Source organism: Nitrosopumilus sp. S4, from assembly GCF_054515835.1.
This window is the reverse complement of sequence record NZ_CM137258.1, coordinates 906,224-925,923: the sequence shown is the minus strand read 5'-3', so window position 1 is coordinate 925,923 and position 19,700 is coordinate 906,224. Positions and strand designations below refer to the sequence as shown.

31 protein-coding genes and 1 tRNA gene are annotated in these 19,700 nt (G+C 31.0%); 11 read left to right on the top strand and 21 right to left on the bottom strand.

Annotated elements, in window-relative coordinates; genetic code table 11:
• Window positions 1-73 precede the first annotated feature (73 nt).
• On the bottom strand, window positions 74-1,411 hold the full coding sequence (thrC, locus tag ACX119_RS05210; RefSeq protein ID WP_459350250.1) for a threonine synthase: 1,338 nt from the start codon (window positions 1,409-1,411) through the stop codon (window positions 74-76).
• A 104-nt stretch (window positions 1,412-1,515) separates the two neighbouring features.
• Here thrC and ACX119_RS05205 point away from each other — a divergent pair, with 104 nt between their 5' ends.
• Window positions 1,516-1,890 (top strand): hypothetical protein, encoded by a 375-nt coding sequence (locus ACX119_RS05205; protein WP_459350249.1) that lies wholly within the window; start codon window positions 1,516-1,518, stop codon window positions 1,888-1,890.
• Window positions 1,891-2,192: 302 nt separating this feature from the next.
• Here ACX119_RS05205 and ACX119_RS05200 read toward each other — a convergent pair whose 3' ends face one another.
• The 3 genes from ACX119_RS05200 to ACX119_RS05190 form a co-directional block, all read right to left on the bottom strand.
• A complete protein-coding gene (locus ACX119_RS05200; protein ID WP_459350248.1) occupies window positions 2,193-2,522 on the bottom strand; it encodes a hypothetical protein in 330 nt (109 codons plus the stop codon).
• Window positions 2,523-2,592: 70 nt separating this feature from the next.
• A complete protein-coding gene (locus ACX119_RS05195) occupies window positions 2,593-3,045 on the bottom strand; it encodes a hypothetical protein (RefSeq protein WP_459350247.1) in 453 nt (150 codons plus the stop codon).
• A 44-nt stretch (window positions 3,046-3,089) separates the two neighbouring features.
• Window positions 3,090-3,638: a resolvase gene (locus ACX119_RS05190; protein ID WP_459351998.1), complete on the bottom strand. Its 549-nt coding sequence runs from the start codon at window positions 3,636-3,638 to the stop codon at window positions 3,090-3,092.
• 576 nt (window positions 3,639-4,214) lie between these two features.
• Between ACX119_RS05190 and ACX119_RS05185 the strand changes: the two genes are divergently transcribed.
• Complete coding sequence (locus ACX119_RS05185) at window positions 4,215-4,412, top strand: hypothetical protein (protein ID WP_459350246.1); 198 nt, start codon at window positions 4,215-4,217, stop codon at window positions 4,410-4,412.
• Window positions 4,413-4,453: 41 nt separating this feature from the next.
• A complete protein-coding gene (locus tag ACX119_RS05180) occupies window positions 4,454-5,275 on the top strand; it encodes a hypothetical protein (protein WP_459350245.1) in 822 nt (273 codons plus the stop codon).
• On the opposite strand, the gene ACX119_RS05175 is transcribed toward ACX119_RS05180, so the two are convergent.
• The 3 genes from ACX119_RS05175 to ACX119_RS05165 are packed head-to-tail and all read right to left on the bottom strand — an operon-like array spanning window position 5,268 to window position 7,649.
• A complete protein-coding gene (locus ACX119_RS05175; protein ID WP_459350244.1) occupies window positions 5,268-5,576 on the bottom strand; it encodes a zinc ribbon domain-containing protein in 309 nt (102 codons plus the stop codon). The genes ACX119_RS05180 and ACX119_RS05175 overlap by 8 nt on opposite strands.
• A complete protein-coding gene (locus ACX119_RS05170) occupies window positions 5,573-6,682 on the bottom strand; it encodes a thiolase family protein (protein ID WP_459350243.1) in 1,110 nt (369 codons plus the stop codon). The genes ACX119_RS05175 and ACX119_RS05170 overlap by 4 nt, the downstream gene beginning before the upstream one ends.
• Window position 6,683: 1 nt before the next feature.
• On the bottom strand, window positions 6,684-7,649 hold the full coding sequence (locus tag ACX119_RS05165) for an LLM class flavin-dependent oxidoreductase (protein WP_459350242.1): 966 nt from the start codon (window positions 7,647-7,649) through the stop codon (window positions 6,684-6,686).
• A 101-nt stretch (window positions 7,650-7,750) separates the two neighbouring features.
• Here ACX119_RS05165 and ACX119_RS05160 point away from each other — a divergent pair, with 101 nt between their 5' ends.
• The gene (locus tag ACX119_RS05160) at window positions 7,751-7,897 is read left to right on the top strand and encodes a hypothetical protein (RefSeq protein WP_459350241.1); all 147 of its coding nucleotides are present in this window, start codon (window positions 7,751-7,753) and stop codon (window positions 7,895-7,897) included.
• A gap of 10 nt (window positions 7,898-7,907) precedes the next feature.
• On the opposite strand, the gene ACX119_RS05155 is transcribed toward ACX119_RS05160, so the two are convergent.
• From ACX119_RS05155 to ACX119_RS05135, 5 genes are all read right to left on the bottom strand, one after another.
• Window positions 7,908-8,576: a nucleotidyltransferase family protein gene (locus ACX119_RS05155; RefSeq protein WP_459350240.1), complete on the bottom strand. Its 669-nt coding sequence runs from the start codon at window positions 8,574-8,576 to the stop codon at window positions 7,908-7,910.
• A 62-nt stretch (window positions 8,577-8,638) separates the two neighbouring features.
• Window positions 8,639-8,875 (bottom strand): hypothetical protein, encoded by a 237-nt coding sequence (locus ACX119_RS05150; RefSeq protein ID WP_459350239.1) that lies wholly within the window; start codon window positions 8,873-8,875, stop codon window positions 8,639-8,641.
• Window position 8,876: 1 nt separating this feature from the next.
• Window positions 8,877-9,002, bottom strand: a complete 126-nt coding sequence (locus ACX119_RS05145; protein ID WP_459350238.1) for a hypothetical protein — start codon at window positions 9,000-9,002, stop codon at window positions 8,877-8,879.
• Between the two features lie 7 nt (window positions 9,003-9,009).
• Window positions 9,010-9,402, bottom strand: a complete 393-nt coding sequence (locus ACX119_RS05140; RefSeq protein ID WP_459350237.1) for a hypothetical protein — start codon at window positions 9,400-9,402, stop codon at window positions 9,010-9,012.
• A 34-nt stretch (window positions 9,403-9,436) separates the two neighbouring features.
• Entirely contained in the window at window positions 9,437-10,579 is a 1,143-nt protein-coding gene (locus tag ACX119_RS05135) for a 5-(carboxyamino)imidazole ribonucleotide synthase (protein WP_459350236.1), read from the bottom strand.
• Window positions 10,580-10,683: 104 nt separating this feature from the next.
• On the opposite strand from ACX119_RS05135, the gene purE reads away from it, so the two are divergent.
• Window positions 10,684-11,259: a 5-(carboxyamino)imidazole ribonucleotide mutase gene (gene purE / locus ACX119_RS05130; RefSeq protein ID WP_459350235.1), complete on the top strand. Its 576-nt coding sequence runs from the start codon at window positions 10,684-10,686 to the stop codon at window positions 11,257-11,259.
• 1 nt (window position 11,260) lies between these two features.
• Here the strand turns inward: purE and ilvA are convergent, their stop codons facing one another.
• Together ilvA and ACX119_RS05120 are read right to left on the bottom strand one after the other, a co-directional pair.
• Window positions 11,261-12,469 (bottom strand): threonine ammonia-lyase, encoded by a 1,209-nt coding sequence (ilvA, locus tag ACX119_RS05125; protein WP_459350234.1) that lies wholly within the window; start codon window positions 12,467-12,469, stop codon window positions 11,261-11,263.
• 183 nt (window positions 12,470-12,652) lie between these two features.
• The gene (locus ACX119_RS05120) at window positions 12,653-13,405 is read right to left on the bottom strand and encodes a hypothetical protein (protein ID WP_459350233.1); all 753 of its coding nucleotides are present in this window, start codon (window positions 13,403-13,405) and stop codon (window positions 12,653-12,655) included.
• 289 nt (window positions 13,406-13,694) lie between these two features.
• Here ACX119_RS05120 and ACX119_RS05115 point away from each other — a divergent pair, with 289 nt between their 5' ends.
• From ACX119_RS05115 to ACX119_RS05105, 3 genes are all read left to right on the top strand, one after another.
• Window positions 13,695-14,501, top strand: a complete 807-nt coding sequence (locus ACX119_RS05115; RefSeq protein WP_459350232.1) for an adenylate/guanylate cyclase domain-containing protein — start codon at window positions 13,695-13,697, stop codon at window positions 14,499-14,501.
• A gap of 319 nt (window positions 14,502-14,820) precedes the next feature.
• Window positions 14,821-15,198 carry a hypothetical protein gene (locus tag ACX119_RS05110; RefSeq protein ID WP_459350231.1) on the top strand — a complete coding sequence of 126 codons (378 nt, stop codon included), beginning with the start codon at window positions 14,821-14,823 and terminating at the stop codon, window positions 15,196-15,198.
• Window positions 15,199-15,267: 69 nt separating this feature from the next.
• A complete protein-coding gene (locus ACX119_RS05105) occupies window positions 15,268-15,654 on the top strand; it encodes a hypothetical protein (RefSeq protein WP_459350230.1) in 387 nt (128 codons plus the stop codon).
• Here the strand turns inward: ACX119_RS05105 and ACX119_RS05100 are convergent.
• The 4 genes from ACX119_RS05100 to ACX119_RS05085 all read right to left on the bottom strand — a co-directional run bounded on the left by ACX119_RS05100 (window position 15,651) and on the right by ACX119_RS05085 (window position 16,854).
• Window positions 15,651-16,034: a VOC family protein gene (locus ACX119_RS05100; protein WP_459350229.1), complete on the bottom strand. Its 384-nt coding sequence runs from the start codon at window positions 16,032-16,034 to the stop codon at window positions 15,651-15,653. The two genes, ACX119_RS05105 and ACX119_RS05100, sit on opposite strands and share 4 nt — an antisense overlap.
• Before the next feature lie 64 nt (window positions 16,035-16,098).
• Entirely contained in the window at window positions 16,099-16,317 is a 219-nt protein-coding gene (locus tag ACX119_RS05095; protein ID WP_459350228.1) for an Lrp/AsnC ligand binding domain-containing protein, read from the bottom strand.
• Window positions 16,311-16,619 carry a hypothetical protein gene (locus ACX119_RS05090; RefSeq protein WP_459350227.1) on the bottom strand — a complete coding sequence of 103 codons (309 nt, stop codon included), beginning with the start codon at window positions 16,617-16,619 and terminating at the stop codon, window positions 16,311-16,313. Before ACX119_RS05090 ends, ACX119_RS05095 begins: the two co-directional genes overlap by 7 nt.
• A complete protein-coding gene (locus ACX119_RS05085; RefSeq protein WP_459350226.1) occupies window positions 16,585-16,854 on the bottom strand; it encodes a hypothetical protein in 270 nt (89 codons plus the stop codon). Before ACX119_RS05085 ends, ACX119_RS05090 begins: the two co-directional genes overlap by 35 nt.
• 306 nt (window positions 16,855-17,160) lie before the next feature.
• On the opposite strand from ACX119_RS05085, the gene ACX119_RS05080 reads away from it, so the two are divergent.
• Window positions 17,161-17,448 carry a hypothetical protein gene (locus ACX119_RS05080; protein ID WP_459350225.1) on the top strand — a complete coding sequence of 96 codons (288 nt, stop codon included), beginning with the start codon at window positions 17,161-17,163 and terminating at the stop codon, window positions 17,446-17,448.
• Window positions 17,449-17,867: 419 nt separating this feature from the next.
• Here ACX119_RS05080 and ACX119_RS05075 read toward each other — a convergent pair.
• Together ACX119_RS05075 and ACX119_RS05070 are read right to left on the bottom strand one after the other, a co-directional pair.
• Window positions 17,868-17,941 (bottom strand) — tRNA-Phe (locus tag ACX119_RS05075).
• 44 nt (window positions 17,942-17,985) lie between these two features.
• Complete coding sequence (locus ACX119_RS05070; RefSeq protein ID WP_459350224.1) at window positions 17,986-18,522, bottom strand: cob(I)yrinic acid a,c-diamide adenosyltransferase; 537 nt, start codon at window positions 18,520-18,522, stop codon at window positions 17,986-17,988.
• Between the two features lie 89 nt (window positions 18,523-18,611).
• Between ACX119_RS05070 and ACX119_RS05065 the strand changes: the two genes are divergently transcribed.
• Window positions 18,612-19,145 (top strand): HD domain-containing protein, encoded by a 534-nt coding sequence (locus tag ACX119_RS05065; RefSeq protein ID WP_459350223.1) that lies wholly within the window; start codon window positions 18,612-18,614, stop codon window positions 19,143-19,145.
• A 2-nt stretch (window positions 19,146-19,147) separates the two neighbouring features.
• A complete protein-coding gene (locus ACX119_RS05060) occupies window positions 19,148-19,372 on the top strand; it encodes a hydrolase (RefSeq protein WP_459350222.1) in 225 nt (74 codons plus the stop codon).
• On the opposite strand, the gene ACX119_RS05055 is transcribed toward ACX119_RS05060, so the two are convergent.
• Window positions 19,369-19,668: a hypothetical protein gene (locus tag ACX119_RS05055; protein ID WP_459350221.1), complete on the bottom strand. Its 300-nt coding sequence runs from the start codon at window positions 19,666-19,668 to the stop codon at window positions 19,369-19,371. The two genes, ACX119_RS05060 and ACX119_RS05055, sit on opposite strands and share 4 nt — an antisense overlap.
• Window positions 19,669-19,700 lie beyond the last annotated feature (32 nt).

The following is a 19,700-nucleotide window of genomic DNA, read 5'->3' as shown; positions in this document are numbered from 1 at the left end:
TTAATTTTGTAAGCCTTGGATTTAACTCTTGGTATAATCTCATTTTAAAAATATTCAAAGGCTGGAATCAAGGCTAATTTTTTGGAGGTTTTGCAAATTTGTTTTCAGGATTATTATGATAGTCTACTGGAAGCATTGCATCTTTTTGTCTTCCTGTTAAAATTCCAACAACCACATCATCTTTTTTAATAATTCCTTCATTCATTAATTTTTTAACACCTACTACTGATGCACCAGATGCCATTTCACAATCAAATCCATTTAGACCAACTACTGACATTGCATCAAGCATTTCAGAATCTGAAACTGTTGTTACAACACCATTTGTGAATTCTAATGCTCGCAATCCTTTTAGAATATTTGCGGGCCTTCCAATTTGAATTGCTGTAGCTTTAGTTTTTGGTCTTAATCCTTCTTTGTCAAGATGTTCATAATATTTAGATATTAATTCTGTATTTGGTTCCCCTTTGTTCCATCTTAATTCTTCATCTTCAAATTTTCCATTATACAGATCAGACAGAGTACTTGCTCCTTCAGAATTAATCACGGCAATTCTTGGAATTTTTTTAATCCATCCCCATTGATATAATTCCATCAAGGCTTTTCCACAACTAGAAGTATTTCCTAAAGCTCCTCCAGGATATACTATCCAATCAGGAACTTCCCAGTTAAGATACTCTAATGCTCTAAACGGAATAGTTTTCTGTCCTTCAATTCTAAAGGGGTTGATAGAATTAACCGTATAACCATCATGGTTTTGTGCATCATCTAATGATTGTTTTAGTGCATCATCAAAATTACCATCTACTTCAACAATTTGTGCTCCGAATTGATATGCTTGACTAAGCTTTCCTGGTGCAATTTGTCCTGCAGGAATATAGACATCACACTTTATTCCTTCATTTGCAGCAAACATTCCAGCTGATGCAGATGTATTACCTGTTGATGCACAAACTATTTTTTTTGCTCCAACCATTTTTGCATGAGTGACTGCTGTAGCCATACCATTATCTTTGAAGGAACCACTTGGATTGTATCCTTCAGGTTGTAACCATAAATTTTCTTTGGAGATTCCAATAAATTCAGCAGGTTTAGACATTTGGTATGGCTTTGATTGTCTACCTTCTGCACCATCAAGGGATACGAGATATTTTGAGCATTCATCAATATTTTCAGTATCTATTTGACAAAAATTTAATAATTCTCTGAATCGCCATACTCCGCTTTCATTGAATATGCTTCCCTGTGGGTTTCGTCTCTGATAAAATACTTCTTTTAAATTATCTGAAGGGGTATTTTTGTAGATTACATCTAATAGATGTCCCTTTTCACATTGAACATTTGTATTAGTAATTGGATATTCAAGAGCACATCTTGGATCAATACATTTGAGATAAGCATCCCCTTGCATTGTCATTACAGTTAATCGGTGATAATTTAAAGCAAATGTGTAAATTTTACACAAGTCAAGCTATTTTTCCTAAACTTTAGATTAGATTAAGCCAGAAATTGTTCATGGTTAGTTATCATGAATATCTAAAAAGCATTCTAAACCAAATATTGGACTCTTATTTGAAACTTCAAGAGATTAAAGACAGACCAGGAGATATTGATCTAATTATCAAAGAATTGATGAAAATTAATGGTTTTACAAGAGTAATTTTAAACAAAATTGATTCTCAAAATATTCAATCTTCTGATTTTAAGCCATTAAAATCAAAATTAAAATTTTATATAGAAAATTATTATTTTGAGCAGGAAATAGAGACAATGTCTACATTATATTCAAATGATGTTGGAAGGGTAAAAAATATCCGTCTAAAGATTTTAGAGGCACTTGATGATAAAAAAATGATGGAAGACATTCGGGAATTATCTGAAAAATTATGACTGAGGCAAAAAAATGTGTTTTATGTGGATGTCAAGACCACAAATTATTTGGATGCTCAAGACATATTTCAAAAAAATGTAGTTGTTTTAAAAAATAAAAATACTAATCAGTTCAAATTACTTTTTTTTAGGTCCAGATCTTTCATGGAAATTTAAACAACATTTACATTCTTTTTCTAAACATTCGGACTCACTATGATGTCCACAAATACCGCATTCACAGCTTCTTGACATAATAGTAATTATCTTATTTAGAATATAACATATACCCCAATTTTTTCTGAGTTTGAGGTCAAATGAGATTATTTTTTAGGTTTAGATTTTGCTTTTGCTTTTTTTACAGGTTTTTCTTTTCCTTCTAACTCTTTTTCAATTTCTTCTGCTTTATGATCAACTGCTTTAATAATTTCTTGAATAAGTCCATCCAAATCACTATCTTCTGCCGGTGGTTCAACAGTACTGGCTATTTCATTAATTGTGTTGGATATTTCGGTACTAACATCATCAAAACTTTCTGGATCTTCATATGCTGCATTATAGAGGTTTTTTAAATTGTTAATGTGGCCAATTACCTGTTCTGTTAAAACTATTCTGTAATCAGTTCCATTAATTTCGAACTCTTTTGAACTCATAACCATTTTCATTTTCTTTTGTTTATAATGTTTTTCAGAGAAAAATTATTGGTCTTTATGTACTTTTTAATTAAAACACAATGTAATCCATTGCAGAAGCATCACTAATTAGTCTAGTATGTTTTGAACCTACAACATACCCATTCTTAATATCACTTGCAGGAATCCATCTATTAGTTGAAGAATAATGTCGTTTTTCAGCTAGTTCTCTTTCTATCGATTCAATGTCAAACTCTGCTTCTTCAACTTGTTGGGTGGTTAGATGCTTAATTGTCACTAGAATTTTTGTCACTTTTACACGATCTCCGAATTTCCATTTAGAAGGAGGAGTCTCATCAGATACTTCTAGAACTTTAATTTTCATTTGTTTGTTTCCAAATGCATCCTGACTAATTAACATCCTTTCATCTGTAAATTCCTCAAAACTGATTCTTGAGTTAACTTCAGCATCAGATACTGTCTCTAACAATGATTCATGGTTTTTTTCAGTAGATGAAATATCTGATTCTTCTTTAGACAACATATACGGTAATCCTTCATCCTTAAAAAACGATATGAAACTAATGTCTAATTTGGCACTAGTCGATGTTTATTTTTAAATGGCATGGGGTATTCTTTAAGAAATATCTCTTTTCGGGTACCATTTGATTTGGCAAACATTTTACCTTCATAAGTACAAACACAATCAGTAATTTCTAGCGAATCATCCCATACCTTGTAAAATTCTCTCAATTCCCTGCTCTCATATTTACCAATGTCAATTCTTTTTTTGGATAGAAACTTGAAAGCCAAAATAACATTTCTTTTTTTATAAATATCAAAAGTTTTAATCCAATCCATACATCTTTGAATTTGATCTGCAGGAACTGGCAGGGATGTACTTGTTCCTGATTTTGCTTCTATTGTAAAAATCATACTTTCTTCTGTATTCACTGCTAATACATCAGGAAGTGCAATGCTTGGAGACCCTAATCGGAATGCTTTCCAGTATTTTGTAGTCTTAAATCGCTTAACTAGGGTATCTTCCCACTGATATCCTCTCTGTCGTCTAGTTTTTGCTGCTTTTTGATTATTTGTTTGAGATTTTCCAATAATTTTCTGTTTTGTAACTGTAATTGCACTAATTTTCTTTTTCAATACCATATGATTCTATTTTTAGATATAGTAAAGCAGGTAATTACATAATAACTATTGAAATTGGTTGAGTTTTTCGTTATATATTGATGATACTTAAAACAAATACTAGCCACATAATTTGTGGAAAATTATTCATATGAAAATAAAAAAATTGTAAATTTACTAATTGTGGATAGAAAAGTTACAATGACTACATGATTCGTGTTCGTCTTTGGAATAAGACAAACCACAATTTGTGCAAATTACTGACATGTTCATATTCTTGTCAATAAACTAGACCTTAAGTATGATTGTATTGTTCAAATTCTAAAATAAAAAACGAGGATTGTTAATCCTCATAGTTTTCATCATCAAATTCTGATTCATCATCAAAATCATCGTCTATGTCTGAATTGTAGCTCATAGCAAATCGAGATTGACAATCTAGGATTTAAACAGCATGAATGATTAATTCTTTGAAAATTATCGGGGGAGGGGTTGTGGAATGTAGATCTATTTTCATACTATTCTAAATAAAACCAATATCTAAAATACTGCAAATAGATAGTCCCAGTATTGCCTGACATTATAATAGAGCAATTACTAGAGCAAAGAGATGCTTATCTTAGTATGCTAAAACATCTTGATTTTCAACTAATTTTAGAACCCGCAGACAATGATGTTCAAAATATTGAAAAATTACAAGAATCTACTGTAGAGCAAATAAAAAAAATCGAACAGGAACTTGCATACATTTCAAATTCAAAAAAATAAATTGCAATGAGTTTATCAAACCCGATGAATTTATTGAGGATATGTTTGATGATTTGATCAATAAACTAATCCAAGTTAAAAGAGAATTTTCAAAAAATTATTCTGGCAGTGCCCATATTCAAGAAGTAATTCCAGCATTTTCTTCAAAAGAGATTGAACAAAATCATTTAGAATTATTACATGATTTTGCAAAAAAAAATCCAATATATTTTAATTCATATGAAGAAGAAATCAATGGGATAAATTGTACTATCTATGAAGGAGACATTAATGATTATTGGTTAAACAGTATTAAACATGGTTCTAGCTGTCAACCATTCTATCCCACATGGATAATATCTGCATACATTTTAGCATTAATTTCTAAACAGATGGGATTCAAAGAATTAATAGATGTCGGATCCGGGGATGGAAGAATATCTTTCTGTGGTTCTGTTGTAGGTTTGGATTCACATAGTATTGAAATTGATGATGGGTTAGTTGCACTTCAAAAATTAATTTCGGAGAAAACAAATCAAAATTTTAATCCGCGATGTGAAGATGCAATGATATTTGATTATTCAGAATTGTCTTTGAGGAAACCTCTTTTTTTCATTGGCGGATTAGCACAGATGGGAGGAGATATTTTAGCAACAGGCGTGATTGAAAAAATAAAATCCCTACCTAGTATTTCAAAAAATACGGGTATGGTTTTTGCAGGTACTAATTCAAAAAGACAATTATCTAACAACCAAAATCATGGAGGATGGAATGAAGTAATTATTCATAACAATCTTAATTTGATTGATACTGTGTTATTGCCAACTGTATGGACATTTGATCAAGAATCAGAAACACCTTATATTTTTACAAAATTCAAATAACATTGAAAAAATAATTTCCATCATTAACCCCACAACTCTCTATTTTGACTATCTGTCCAATTTCTGGTGGGTTTTTTATTTTTGCCATTACTCTAATTTCTTTTTGAAATTCAACTAAACAAAAATAATCTCCATTATTGCCTGAAAATTCTAAGATTTTACCTTCATTTATTATCCTATCCAGAGTAATCAATCCAAAACAATTGTTACAAAAATCAGTCGGAGGCCAACAAATTCTCTTACAATCCACACATACTGGAACATAAAATTTCCCTAAAGATAATTCAGATTCAAAAGTCATTTTTCTAAAATTAATACTGTTGAAGATGTTGAGGCGGCAGACATATTATGTACCAATCCCATATTGGGATTATCAATTTGTCGATTAATTGCAACGGATTGAAGCTGTTGTGTAATTTCTATAGTTTGAGCAATACCTGTAGCACCAAGAGGATGTCCAGAACCAATTAATCCACCTCGAGGATTGATTTTAAAATTATTTGTCTCATGAAGTTCCTTCACTATTTTCATACCTTCACCTTTATTTGTAAACCCTAAAGATTCTAAAGCCATGGGTTCACAAACAGAAAATGCATCATGGATTTCTGCAACATTAATTTGATCAATTTTACAATTGGCCATCCTCAATGCTTCTTTTCCAGCAAGAGCGGAAGACTCCATGCTATCAAAGGAAAGATTTTTTGTAAATCCTGCCGAAGTTGTTTTTTGACCTATACCAGTAATCCATATGGGGTTGTCAGTAATTTTTTTTGTTAACTCCTCATTTGTAAGAAGAATTGAAGCAGCTCCACTACAAGGTCTAGAACAATCTAGTAATCTTAGATCATCGGTGAGTTTTTTTGAATTAATAACGTCTTCAATTGTATAATTTTTATCTGAAATTGCATTAGGGTTGAATTTTGCTTGTTTGTGATTTTTTACTGAAACTATAGCCAAATCTTCATCTGAAATTGAGAATTTACGTTTGTAAGATTTGGAAAAAATGGATGCCCAAAAAATGGGATGTTTGAATTCACCTCTTGAATTATCCCATTCTAAAATATTTCCTGGACTATCATATCTTTCTGCCCCTGATACCAACACCATATCTGCAAGTCCTGATTGGATATACGAATAAGCAGAAACAATTGAATTTGTGCCTGAATTACAAAGACTTTCGATGGAATGAGCAATTTTAGGTTGAATTCCGATGTTTTCAGATAAAATCGCTGATAGATATTGCGAATTATTATTTGTAGATACTAATACTGCATCAATATCATTTTTATCAATTTTGGAATTACTTGTTAACAAATTTTTTGTTGCATTTAGAAGAAGGGTTTCAATTTTTGTGTCATTTTTTGTAAACGGAATAATTCCATATGCTGAAATTCCTATTTTTCCCATCTTACTCATCCGAAAATATTTTTTTAAAAAGGTTAAAAGAATCCAATACGTCTCCAACAGGATTAAACTGCAATATTGGTAAATCCATTCCTGTTTCTCTAAAACTTGTAAGTTGCTGTTTACATTCATCTAAAGTACCACAAATAGATAATGATTTTATCATTTTATCTGAAACTAGTTGATGATTAATTCTAAATTCTGATTTTTTATATTCTTCAAAAATATTTTTCACCTCACTATTGAATCCATTATTTGCCAAAAATTCGCGATAAATTTTTCCTACAGATACATAAAATGCAATTGTTTTTTTAGCACGATCAATAGCATCATCAGAGTTATCTGAAATACTAGTAATGATTTGGCATGAAACATCGATTTTATTTTTATTTTGCATTTTAGATATAGTCTCTTTCATTTCATTTTTAGGACGTAGATAGAAAATCACTCCATCACCAATACTCCATGTTAAATCAACCATTTTTTGATTAACAGCTGCTATGTATATTGGGATTTTATTTCTAATTGGTTTTATTAATAATGAAAAATTCTTTAATGAAAATATTTTTCCAGCATAGTTGATTTCTTTTCCGGATATAGCCAATTTGATAATCTCCACATATTCTTTCATTCTTTGTAAGGGTGATTCAAAATTGACACCGTGAAATGATTCTACTATTGGCAGACTACTTGTACCTAATCCTAAAACAAGTCTACCCTTTAGCAAAGAATCAGTTGTTGCAGCACCCATTGCAATTAAAGAGGGACTTCTGGAATAGATGTTGATAATAGATGAGCCAATTTTTTGATTTGTGGCTTTATTTCCAACATTACTCAGCATTGAAAAATTCTCCATTCCCCATGTTTCTGGAATCCATACAGAGTCTAGTTTTGTTTGAGATGCATTTTGAGCACAATCTAGCACTTGGTTAATTGTAAGAAGTGAGCCTAAACTACACGCTATACGCATACAATCAATGCAGTGTATTGGATATTCTAGTGTATCTGTTTTAGTATTAGGTGAATTTTGATTGAGGCCGAGTATTATGAGAATATTTTTAGAATTAAATTATGAGTGAACTAGTATATACAGAAAAACAACCTGAAGAGAGTACTTTCTGGAATAATGTCATTAAATATGCAGCAATTAGCAAAGATGAGCCCTTTGTTGAAGAGGTTGCATACATGATGGTAACTCTGCATCGAACAGGCGCATAATTTTTTAAAATTATTTTATTATTTTATTAATTTCCTTAGAACAATCTTCCATATCTTTAAACGAGTCAATCGAAAACCATTTGACATTTTTGAATTTCACTAAATTTAGTTTACCTTTTTTAGCATATTCTGGAAATAATGTTTTTTCTATATCTCCTTTATCAGGTAAATTTTTCAAAACACTGTAAGCTAAATGATAAATCCCTGCATTCATCCAAATATCTGAAATTTCTTTTTTTTCTTTAAAATTAATTATTTTATCATCATCAATTTCCAAAACTCCGTATTTGGTTCTTAATTCAATTGTTGCAACAGAATTTTGTTTTGCAATTAGTTTTTTTAAATCAATGTTGGTGATAGTATCACCATTTATCACAAGAAATGATTTTTCTTTTATCATTTTACCTGCTTTTTTGATTGCGCCACCAGTACCTAATGGAGTTGCTTCATTTGAAAACTTTATTTTTAAATTTAATTTTTTTAAATTCAAATAATTCTCGATCATTTCTTTTTTGTAACCCGTACAAATTATAACTTCCTTTATGCCAAATTTTTGAAGATATTTTATTTGCCATTCAATTATTGGGACATTGTTAATGGATACAAGTGGTTTTGGGATATAATCAGTAACTGGTTTTAATCTTTTACCTTTTCCCCCAGCAAGAATTATTGCTTTCATCAAATTCTTCTAATTTTTAGACTATATCAAAATTCTCACTGGATGACTCTATCTGATTTTTATTATTTTTCATCATGGACAACATCATCACCTACAACATCTTCCATTTTTTTAGCAAATTCATTATAGATTTTCTCTAAATCTGATAATTGTAGTTCAACACCTAAGAGTTTCATTGTTTTTTGCCATGATTCAATATACTTTTCATCATCTAGTCCTTTTCCCAAAGTTTCTGCTATGGAATGAACTCCTTCAGTTTTTCCTAGTGAATAAATCGCAATTTCTCTTTCAGATAACACACTAACCACTTTCTGTAAGATAATAGTGTAATTCAGTATAGCACTCTACGCAATATTCCTGAAAATCAGTATGATCACAGTCATAGACTTTTTTAACATCATTGTTACATTTGGAACAAACTGGCATGATATTATTAGTTAGATTTTGCTATTTTAATTCCGCCCAAAGCCAATTGAATAATAGATGGAATAAACAACATTGCAGTGGATGCTATTGGATCTCTATCCGAGGATTCTGCTCCTGGGGAAGGATTTGCCAAAACTACAATTCCGCCAATGATGATTAAAATTCCCGAAATAATTATCATAATACCTAATCCTTTGGAGGGTTCTTTTCTAGAAATAAAAAATGCAATTATTGGTAGAATCAAAGCCGGTCCACCCAAACCCATTCCTCGCTGCATATGATCTAATGGTAAAAATCCATGATCATTGTCTGAAGACATTGCAACTGCCACATCTGCTGCATATAGAACAAGTAATCCTATTGCGATCCCTGTAATGATTAATGAAACAGTTAATGCCATAAATGATTTTTTTCATCACAACTAATAAACCTAATCAGATAGATTGAACTACTGCCTTGGGTTTTATGATTTCTAATTTCACCAACAAATGTTCGATAGATTCATTCTCTGAAGCAACTAAATTAAAATGACCAAGTTTTCTCATAGGTTTTGAGATTTTCTTTCCATACATTTTGAGATATAGATTGTCTCCAGAAATTTCTAATGGTTTGTATTCTCCTTCAAAAGATTTACTTCCAAGTATATTATACATAATTGTAGGATTGAGGAGTTTAGTACTTCCTAAATCTAATCCCAGAATTGCACGAAGATGCTGCTCAAATTGAGATGTTTCACTTGATTGTAATGTATGATGTCCAGAATTATGTACACGTGGAGCAATTTCATTAATTACAATTTCTTCATCTTGAGTAACAAACATTTCAATTCCAAAAACTCCTGCCCCCTTTAGAACATCCATTGTTTCACTAGCAATTTTTTCAGCTTTTTGAGTGACTTTATTTGAAACTCTTGCAGGTGCAATAGTTTCTCGTAAAATATTTTCTTCATGAATATTTTCCACTAGAGGATATGTCTTAATCTGACCTTTTGTGTTTCTTGCCGCAATGACAGAAACTTCCATTTTAAATGGAACAAATTTTTCAAGCATTAGATTTTGCCCATTAAAATAATCATAGGCATTTTGAATTTCATTTTCAGTATCTATTTTATAATTGCCTCTGCCATCATAGGCATCTCTTCTAGCTTTTAATAATGCAGGAAAACCAAAATTTCTCAAACCTGTTTTAACATCTTCAATATTATCAATTTTAATAAATTCTGGAACTGGAATATTATTTTCTTGTAAGAATGTTTTTTGTAAAAATTTGTCTTGAATAATTCTTAATGTGTCTGGAGAAGGATTGATTTCTGCATTTTTTTCAACTGATGCTAAAACATCACTATCTCCAGATTCAATTTCATATGTGATAATGTCTGATTTGTTGGATAATTCAACAATAGCATCTTTATCTTTAAAATCTGCAATTATTTGTTCGGCTCCAACTTGAGAGGCAGAACAATTTTCATTTGGATCTAAAACTATTATTTTTGATATGTGCTCAGGCATATTTTTTGCCGCTTCTGTAATCATCATACCTAGTTGACCCCCGCCTATAATTCCCAAAATTTTGCCCATAACATTTTGAATAATAATCGATTAAAAATAGCTAATGATGAATAAAAAACACCATAGATTTTTTGTAATAGTTTTATAGACATACAATCAAATATTTTCAGATCATGATCGATTCATCAAAACCACTTGTTGGAATTATTATGGGTTCCAGCTCAGATAGCAGGATTATGAAAGGAGCAGCAGAGATTTTAGATAATTTTAAAATAAAACATGAGGATCAAATTGTTTCAGCACATAGAACACCTTCTAGATTAGATGAATATTCTAAGCATGCTGAAAAAATGGGATTTAAAGTAATAATTGCTGGTGCTGGCGGAGCTGCACATTTACCAGGAATGATTGCATCACACACAACAATCCCCGTCATCGGTGTCCCAATACTTGTTTACAATGACAAACATCCAAAAAAATCAGATACATCAAAATTTTCTGCGTTTGGCGGATTGGATTCATTGTTATCAATAACCGAAATGCCATCAGGTTCACCTGTAGTATCTGTTGGAATCAATAAAGCAGGAAATGCAGGAATCTATGCATTAAAAATTCTTTCAAATGAGATTCCTACATTAAAAAATAAATTAAAAAAATACAAATCCGTTCAACATAAATCAGTAATCAAAGAGTCAGAACAGTTAAAAAAACAAGGTTTAACAAAATTTGTTAAAAAGAAATTCAAATAATTTACGTTAATAAAGTAAATTGAATATTTTTATTTTTTAGTTTCTGAATTAACATATCGGCCTGTTCCTTACCTTGTGTTTCTAAACTCAAGGTAACTGCTGCTGAACCTGCATCAATGTGGGAACTTAATCTATCATGTACCACTTCCACAATGTTTGCATTTGCTAAAGAAATCTCATCAACTATTTCCTTGAATGCCCCTGGTCTATCAGGCAGCAATATAGACAATTTAAGTAATCTACCCATGGCAGCAAGACCTTTGTCTACAATTTGTCCCAAAAGATACATGTCAACATTACCGCCTGCAAGTACTGCAACCACTTTCTTTCCAGGAGCAGGTTTTTTTGAAATAAGATAAGCTAGACTTGCAGCACCAGCTGGTTCTACTACATATTTCATTCTCTCCATGAGCAAAAACATTGCTTTTGTAATCTCAGAATCATCAACTAGAACAACATCATCAATTAATTCATTAATTATTGAAAATGTGATATTGCCAGGCATTTTTACAGAAATACCATCAGCTATAGTTCTAGATCCTCCACTTTCAGTTAAAGTTCCTTTTTTTATAGATTCATACATTGAAGGAAAAGACTTTGATTGAACTCCAATTATTTTGATGTCTGGGTTTTTTTCTTTGATTGCAATTAAAGTACCCGCAGCTAAACCTCCACCTCCTATTGGAAGATACACTTCATCTGCATTAGGTAAATCCTCTAAGATTTCAAGTCCAATTACACCTTGTGCTGCTATAATTTGTGGATCATCAAAAGCATGTATCATTGTGGCTCCTGTTGTTTTAGCTATTTCTTTTGCTTTTTTGGAGGACTCATCATAATTTACTCCTTCTAAAATTACTGTTGCACCATATCCTTTGGTTGCAGCAACTTTTGCAGGAGATGCATTTTTTGGCATTACTATTGTACATGGAATTTTTTCTAATGATGAGGCATATGCTACTCCCTGTGCATGGTTTCCAGCAGATGCTGCAACAACACCATTTTTTTTCTCAGAATCTGATAATGATTTAATCTTATAGTATGCTCCTCGAATTTTAAATGATCCAGTTTTTTGTTGAAACTCTGCTTTCAGATATACTTCAGAACCTGTAATATCACTAAATGTAGGAGAATGAATTAGCGGTGTTTTTCTAATCTCATTTCCGCGCATTGAATTTGCTTTTTGGATTTCATCATATGATGGGTTCATTGGAAATGTGCTAGTAAAACGGTGTATTTGACTTCTTCTATAAAAAAACAATATTTTTTGTCAAATTTTATGCCTGTTTTTTTAGGAATGCCTAAATAGTTCAAAAATCTCGTTCAAATTATATCGAGGGATCGGATACTCCCCTTTGAGAGAAATCTCATTTTCCGATTCCTTGGTTTTTAATTATGATTTTAAAATATTCTCTAATTCGTCTAATCTGAAAATCATTCTTTCTTTAGTTGATTCAGAAATTTTTCTTGGATCAAATAATCCTTCTCTATTTTTATTTTTTACAAATTCAATATCTATTGTAAAAAGACATCCTTCCTCCCCAGTTACTAATCGTGTGTCATCAATTAGTACGGGAGTTGTTTGATATGTTTCGACTAGTAATGAATCGAGTTCATTAAATAATAAATTCTTTTTTTGTAATAATTCTTTAAAATCTACCCCTTGTGATTTTTCAATTTCAGAATATACTTTTTCTCGTAGTTCATCATTTTCATAAAAGATTTCAAATAATTTTTGATGATCAAAGTCTTTGTATCCCATTTCTTTTAGCTTATCTAACACAAATTGATCACTATTGTCTGAGACTTCCTGTTCTTTTGTCTTGGTCAAATCAACAATTTCAGATAATTCTTTTTGACAATCAATTACTCTTTGATCTGGACGATAATATAGTAAGACATGAAACTGCAAAGATATGTGACCGGAAATCAAATAACTCCCTTCCATGATTTCAAATTTTGTAAAGACTCGTCTAAGATCTTCATGATTTGAAATTGTTACATCTTGAATAGTCCACCCTTGTAATTTTTTATTGATATTTTGAAAATAATCAATGACTTGTTTTGGATCAAAGGTTTTTTGTTCAGTGATAGTGGCATCTCCCAACATAACTTTTGTATCAATCATTTTTGTCAGATCTGTCATTTTTGAAAGGAATACTTTTTGAATTGAGTTATTTTTTTCATTCAGTAATTGTATGAAATCATTGCTAGAACGGGTTCCCAGTCTCACAAGAATTTACAAATAATTACTCTCCTTAAACCTTCATCAATATCTAAATATACAAAATTGTGATTTTAGGCATGGTAAAATCATCCATTCTGTGTAGCCATTGCAATAAAGAGATTACTGAGTATTACCATGACGGCTATAAAGGAAACAGGGGCAAATGCCCTAAATGTGGGACAGATTTTCCATTGGAATAGGTAGTATTATGACTGATGAAAATACAAGTAATTCAAATACAGTAAAGGAAAATGCTGATCCCAATAATTCCGTAGTGGATATGCTTCTTAGCAAAAATGCAGAAACCATTTTAGATTCAGAAACAATGATTTTAGAAACACAGAAACGAGTCTGGGGAGCTCTCAAAAAAGGCTATGAATACACAGGAATGATAAATGATTCAGATAAATTTCTAAGAAAAAATGTTTTTTCAAAAATAGACATGGTAGTACTTTATGTGGACTTGGTTGGCTCAACAACTATGACATTAGAAATGCCTGAAGAGAAAATTGCAATAATTGTTAGTTCTTTTTCTCAAGAAATGGCAGCAGTTATTAGACAACATCATGGATATGTTCTAAAATTTGTCGGTGATGCTGTGATTGGTTATTTTGTTGCAGAAAACAATGCATTACTTGCAGCAGATAATGCTGTCAATTGTGCAAAATCAATGATCACAGTTATTCAAAAAGGGATCAACCCAATTCTCAACCAATATGATTATCCAGACTTGATGGTAAAAATTGGTGTAGATTTTGGACAAAACATTGTTGTAAGATATGGTGCAGACCAAGAGAATTCCCATGTTGATTTAATGGGTCCTGCCATGAATATTGCAGCTAAAATTCAAAACATGGCAAAACCTAATCAAATTTTAATCGGCAATGATGTTTATGAGAGAATTCATCCAAAAACACAAAAAGCATTTTCACAAATAGTTTGGCGAAACAATGAATGGAAATATCGTTCACGGTTAACAGGTGAGGTATACAAAGTTTACGAATACAAAGGATGAGTTTTTTTGTTTAGATAAATTTAATTGAAAAATTACACGGTGAATCTATCAGGACATTCAACATGCTCGTAATGATGTTCAGTGAATTTTTCTTGAACCACATAAATTACAATTTTATGAAGATCCTTTTCCTGAATTTCTTTCTTACATTTGAGACATGTTTTGTTTGTTACATTCATGTGTATCAGCGATCTAAAATTAGGAATCTATAAGGATCAGCGATCAGCTCAAGTTGAGTAAAAATGACTGAGAGTTTACTAAATCCTATATGAATTGCCTAAAAGCAAGGCAGAAATATGGCAAAATTAACAAATTATCAATGGAAAACATGGTAATGAATCATCTTCAAACTCTTTATGGAATTAATCCAAATATCCCACACATTGCATTTCAATTTCCAAGATTGCCACCAGGCTTGACTAATCCCTTGTTTAGAGTTCATGAAAATCCTATGAAAGAGCAATTTTTGCAACAAGCAGCAACAATGAACCAAAAACTTCAGGGTTTTCAATACATGTATCAGCAATATGCATCAGGTTTACTATCAAAGAATCCATCAATAATTCCTCCTAGTCACCCAATGTACAATAGACATAATTCCTATGAGACACTAAAAGCTGAAAATGATAAATTACTAAAAGAGAATTTAGAATTAAAAAAGAAAATAGAAAAAGAATCAAGCTCTAAACAACATTAAATTATTAAAAACAATTCAATTTTTGAAATTAGTACGAATCCTTATTAATTTCAAACATTCCCTTGAATTATGGTAAAGACTGCTGCAGATAAATGGAAAGATACTGTCATCAAATATAGAAAACAATGTCAAAATATTCTTAAAATTTCTAACAATATAAGATATGTAGGAATCATAAACATCTACGGAAGAACCCTCACAGGGATTGTCAGACCAAATCTAAACCCATTATTAAAATCAGAACAAGTAAAAAATGAATTTTTTATCATTTCAACATTAATGTCATTAAGAAAAGACACTGCTAGTTCTGTTGGAAAATTAGAACATGTAATCTTAGAACATCAAAAAGTAACTATTGTTCTACTAACTAAAAATGATATCACATATTATGTTTCAATTAATAGAAAAGAGAAAGGTTTAGAAAAAATAATTAGATCTATTAAAAAAATTATTTAGGCTGGAGTAAATCCTTGATATCCACTTGTTTGTTGAGCTTTATCTTCAAAGATTGGCTCAAATAAGGAAATCAAGTACTCGTCAGGATCTAAAATTACGGCATTTTTTCCAGCGTCCTTTTCGACAATATCTCGATAAATGGTAACTCCTTTTTCTCTTAATTCCTCAACGGCAGATTTCACATCGCCAACAAGAAAGCCTATTGTGATTCCGTTTTCAATGGAACTGCCAATATGCTGGGCTGTTAATGATGCAGGATGTAAACTCAATAAAGCACCTGAGGTTCCCAAATCAACCCATGATCTTCTTTGGTTCTTTATTGGAAGACCAATTATTTCATGGTAAAATGCTGTGGATTTATCAAGGTCTTTAACGGCCAATATGACATTTCCGACTTTTTTGACATTCACAAATGTAATTACAACAAGTTCTTTAAATTAATTGTTATTGGACTTCAACCATGGTTTCAGTCCTTTCTACCCCGCTGATTTTTTGAATTTGGTTTGCAACTTCTTTAATTTGGTATAATTCCTTTACATCAATAATTGCCACAGCATCAAATTGGCCACTAGTTGGAAAAGAATCTGAAACTGAGGTAACTTTTCGCAATCTTGCAGCAATTAATTTTTTAGGAGATTTTACTAAAATTATTGCCCTTACCAACCTAGATTTACCTCCACTTCAATTAAGGTCTCAGTTGTAACAATCTCTTTAATTTTTTTAAAATCAATTACCATATTGTTAATCTCATCGATATTTCCTTGTAAAATTACACAAATATCTGCTCTTCCAGTGACAATCATAATCTGTTTTACGATTTTGCGTTTCTTCTTTAGAATTTCAACTACAGCATCAACTTTACCTGGTTTTACGGTAATTAGGCATAATGCTCTCATAATATGTAATGGTGTTAGAATGGGATAAAGATTCCTAATCGAATGCTTCCTGTGACCTTGCTTCTTCAAGATAGGCCCTACGCTCCTCATTTACTTTTTCTTGATCAACGACAATATCATCATCTACTATGACTATTCCCATATCGTCAATGGGTTCTTCTTTAGGTTTTTTATTCTTGGTATTTGCAGTTTTTGCTTTAGATTTTGTAGGTTTTTTAGATTTAGCTTTTTCAGTCTTTGCTTTGGCAACTTTCTTTGAAGGGGTTTTTTTTACCGTTTTCTTTGTAGTTTTTTTTTCAGCCATGAATGTCGAAAAACAAGAGTTTGCCTTATTTTTAAAGATTATGTAGAATTATTTTCCTAGGAAATCAGAAGTTTAAAAAATAATTGGATAATCAAATTGCAGTGCGATCACACATTGATTCCAAAGATATAGTTTAATCTTTAAATTAATCAAAAATTAAAAGTTAAATCATAAAATTAGGTAGCCATTTAGGTCAGCTATTCACTTATCATTTGATTTATCCAATAGAAATTTCCAGAAACATTATGGGGGTGAATTAGAATAGCAACACTAGCAGAATACACTACAACAAGAGATTCCATCAGTTTGGCAAAAATTGGTGATAAACCATTTACTATTACATTCATTGAAGATTCAGACTATATTCAAGGTGATGAAACAGTAAAAGGAGTCAAAATTACCACAAAAGAAGTTTTTGAAATTGACGGTAATTTTACCAACAAATTCCATACAACTCGAGTGGCAATAGTTAAAAAATTCAATAATGAAAAACTTCGAAACGATGTAAATAATGGTGATGCCTTAGGTCCTGTCAAATGTGTATCTGAAAAATCAAATTCAGGAAAAAGTTTCTCTAATTTGGTTGACGCATAAAGAGGTTTTCCACCTTTTCTTTATTTCTAAAGAAAAGAGAATAAAATGAAAACCAGTATTAGTAAATCAAATATCTACTTATTATTTTGTCATTATAAAAAATGACTCTCTTGAATTACACGTTATTATAAAAAAATACAGATAACTGTTAAAAAAACAATTTTTAAAGGAATGGTAAGGACTGAAGACTATTCTAATTTTACAAACTCTTCATCAGGATTCTCTAATTGATTCCATTTACTTTGAATGGTTTTGAATATCTTTTTTTTATTTAGTTGAACCATGACTCCATATTACAAAATTTGTATTTAACAACATAATAGGAATATTCCTGAAAACAACTTTTGATTTCAAACGCCTAATTTTGTCACAAGATTTTTGAACAGCATTAATTCTTAATCTTCAAGCAAAAAGGTCAATGCCGGGGGCGGGATTTGAACGCGCGACAGCCCGGTCTTCAGCCGAGTGCTCTCCCAGGCTGAGCTACCCCGGCACTTGAAAAAATTCAATTTGTTGAGGAATTAAAGTTTGTCTTTTTTAGATCTTCCACAAAATATCGTCTTTACCAATTCTATGATTAATCAAACGACCCATAACAAAAAAAAGATCGGATAATCTATTGAGATATTTAATACAATTTGAATTAATTTCGTCTTTTTCACTTAGTTGAACTACTAATGTCTCTGCCCTTCTTACAATAGTTCTTGTATAGTGAAGTTGAGATGCAGCCATAATACCTCCTGGTAGAATAAAATTAGTCAATGCTGGTAATTCTTCCTCAAATTTATCAATATGAGATTCTAATGTTTCAACCATTTCTAATGAAACACGATTTTTAATATCATTTAGATTAGGATTTGATAAATCAGCACCAACTAGAAACAATTCATTTTGAATTTGAGTTAAAACATTTACAATATCTTGATCTAATGTATTTGCCAGAACTATACCTAATGCAGCATTTGCCTCATCAACTGTACCATATGCCATTATTCTAGGATGGGATTTTGCAATTCTGAGATTTCCCTGTAAACCAGTATTTCCATCATCACCAGTTTTGGTGTATATTTTCATAAATTACAATACAAGATTCAACTATTATGTTGTTCGAAAATAAGTAAAAACACATTTTTGAGGAAAGAGAGTTAAGGATTAACATTAAGATGATTTTAGATTTTTTAAAAGATGCTGCAAATCTTAAAGATATTCCTAGACAGGGATGGATAGAAAAAGCAGTTACAGACAATCCTGAATCAGTAGCTGATCACTCATACAATATGGCAATTATTAGTATGGTTTTTGCTGATTTAGAAAATTACAATTCTGAGAAAATTCTAAAAATGGTATTATTGCATGATCTGGCAGAATCAATTACAGGAGATATCACACCAGAGAAGATGTCAAAACAAGAGAAGATGGATTTGGAAAATAATGCTTTTGAGAAAATAATTTCAAATTTACCAGAATTTGTTTCAAAAGAATACTTGAAAATTTGGAAAGACTATCAAGAGAATAATTCAAAGGAAGCAAATCTTGTTCATCAAATTGACAAATTAGAGATGGCACTTCAAGCTAAATTATATGAGAATCAAGGAATTCCAAAAGAAAAATTAGAATCATTTTACAACTCTGCAAAATCTGAAATCAGTGATTTGAGACTAAAAGAATTATTTACAAATATTATTGAAGACAAGTAGATATGTCTGATATTAATAAAGATGAATTAATTGATGCCCAAAAACAAGTTATTGGGATTTTATTTGAAGTGATAAAGAGATTACAAGAAAACAATGATCTTGATGAAGAATATTTTAAGATAATTGCAGGAGACAAAAAAAATACATCAAGACTAGAGGAGATATTATCTGCAAGAACTGAAAATGCTAAAATTGTAAGTAGACTCTTAGAACAGCTAGAAACTTAATTTCCACATCCACAATCATCATCGGATATTATCCTGAGATGAGCAGTTTGTTGATATTTATCCTGGATATAATTTGAGAGATTTGCAATTCTTATTCGTGGTTCTTTAATTTTCCAACTACCCTCATTTTCAAACCAAAATTCAATCTCATCTACATCATATCGTTCCCCTTTCTCAACAAGAGATTTGAAGATGGATTTTATCTCATCAATTTCAGATTCAGATAATTTTGATTTATCTTCCACCATAGTTGTAATCTCATTTAATTTCATTATGACATTATTGGTAAGAGGCATATCTAAAAAATATCAAATATTCTATAACTATC

What these genes read in the sequence shown, in the direction of transcription:
- thrC (WP_459350250.1), bottom strand. Translation starts at nt 1,411, where the DNA reads ATGCAAGGGGATGCTTATCTCAAATGTATTGATCCAAGATGTGCTCTT.
- ACX119_RS05205 (WP_459350249.1), top strand. Translation starts at nt 1,516, where the DNA reads ATGGTTAGTTATCATGAATATCTAAAAAGCATTCTAAACCAAATATTG.
- ACX119_RS05200 (WP_459350248.1), bottom strand. Translation starts at nt 2,522, where the DNA reads ATGAGTTCAAAAGAGTTCGAAATTAATGGAACTGATTACAGAATAGTT.
- ACX119_RS05195 (WP_459350247.1), bottom strand. Translation starts at nt 3,045, where the DNA reads ATGTTGTCTAAAGAAGAATCAGATATTTCATCTACTGAAAAAAACCAT.
- ACX119_RS05180 (WP_459350245.1), top strand. Translation starts at nt 4,454, where the DNA reads ATGTTTGATGATTTGATCAATAAACTAATCCAAGTTAAAAGAGAATTT.
- ACX119_RS05175 (WP_459350244.1), bottom strand. Translation starts at nt 5,576, where the DNA reads ATGACTTTTGAATCTGAATTATCTTTAGGGAAATTTTATGTTCCAGTA.
- ACX119_RS05170 (WP_459350243.1), bottom strand. Translation starts at nt 6,682, where the DNA reads ATGGGAAAAATAGGAATTTCAGCATATGGAATTATTCCGTTTACAAAA.
- ACX119_RS05165 (WP_459350242.1), bottom strand. Translation starts at nt 7,649, where the DNA reads ATGCGTATAGCGTGTAGTTTAGGCTCACTTCTTACAATTAACCAAGTG.
- ACX119_RS05160 (WP_459350241.1), top strand. Translation starts at nt 7,751, where the DNA reads ATGAGTGAACTAGTATATACAGAAAAACAACCTGAAGAGAGTACTTTC.
- ACX119_RS05155 (WP_459350240.1), bottom strand. Translation starts at nt 8,576, where the DNA reads ATGAAAGCAATAATTCTTGCTGGGGGAAAAGGTAAAAGATTAAAACCA.
- ACX119_RS05145 (WP_459350238.1), bottom strand. Translation starts at nt 9,002, where the DNA reads ATGCCAGTTTGTTCCAAATGTAACAATGATGTTAAAAAAGTCTATGAC.
- ACX119_RS05140 (WP_459350237.1), bottom strand. Translation starts at nt 9,402, where the DNA reads ATGGCATTAACTGTTTCATTAATCATTACAGGGATCGCAATAGGATTA.
- ACX119_RS05135 (WP_459350236.1), bottom strand. Translation starts at nt 10,579, where the DNA reads ATGGGCAAAATTTTGGGAATTATAGGCGGGGGTCAACTAGGTATGATG.
- purE (WP_459350235.1), top strand. Translation starts at nt 10,684, where the DNA reads ATGATCGATTCATCAAAACCACTTGTTGGAATTATTATGGGTTCCAGC.
- ilvA (WP_459350234.1), bottom strand. Translation starts at nt 12,469, where the DNA reads ATGAACCCATCATATGATGAAATCCAAAAAGCAAATTCAATGCGCGGA.
- ACX119_RS05120 (WP_459350233.1), bottom strand. Translation starts at nt 13,405, where the DNA reads ATGACAGATCTGACAAAAATGATTGATACAAAAGTTATGTTGGGAGAT.
- ACX119_RS05115 (WP_459350232.1), top strand. Translation starts at nt 13,695, where the DNA reads ATGACTGATGAAAATACAAGTAATTCAAATACAGTAAAGGAAAATGCT.
- ACX119_RS05110 (WP_459350231.1), top strand. Translation starts at nt 14,821, where the DNA reads ATGGAAAACATGGTAATGAATCATCTTCAAACTCTTTATGGAATTAAT.
- ACX119_RS05105 (WP_459350230.1), top strand. Translation starts at nt 15,268, where the DNA reads ATGGTAAAGACTGCTGCAGATAAATGGAAAGATACTGTCATCAAATAT.
- ACX119_RS05085 (WP_459350226.1), bottom strand. Translation starts at nt 16,854, where the DNA reads ATGGCTGAAAAAAAAACTACAAAGAAAACGGTAAAAAAAACCCCTTCA.
- ACX119_RS05070 (WP_459350224.1), bottom strand. Translation starts at nt 18,522, where the DNA reads ATGAAAATATACACCAAAACTGGTGATGATGGAAATACTGGTTTACAG.
- ACX119_RS05065 (WP_459350223.1), top strand. Translation starts at nt 18,612, where the DNA reads ATGATTTTAGATTTTTTAAAAGATGCTGCAAATCTTAAAGATATTCCT.
- ACX119_RS05060 (WP_459350222.1), top strand. Translation starts at nt 19,148, where the DNA reads ATGTCTGATATTAATAAAGATGAATTAATTGATGCCCAAAAACAAGTT.
- ACX119_RS05055 (WP_459350221.1), bottom strand. Translation starts at nt 19,668, where the DNA reads ATGCCTCTTACCAATAATGTCATAATGAAATTAAATGAGATTACAACT.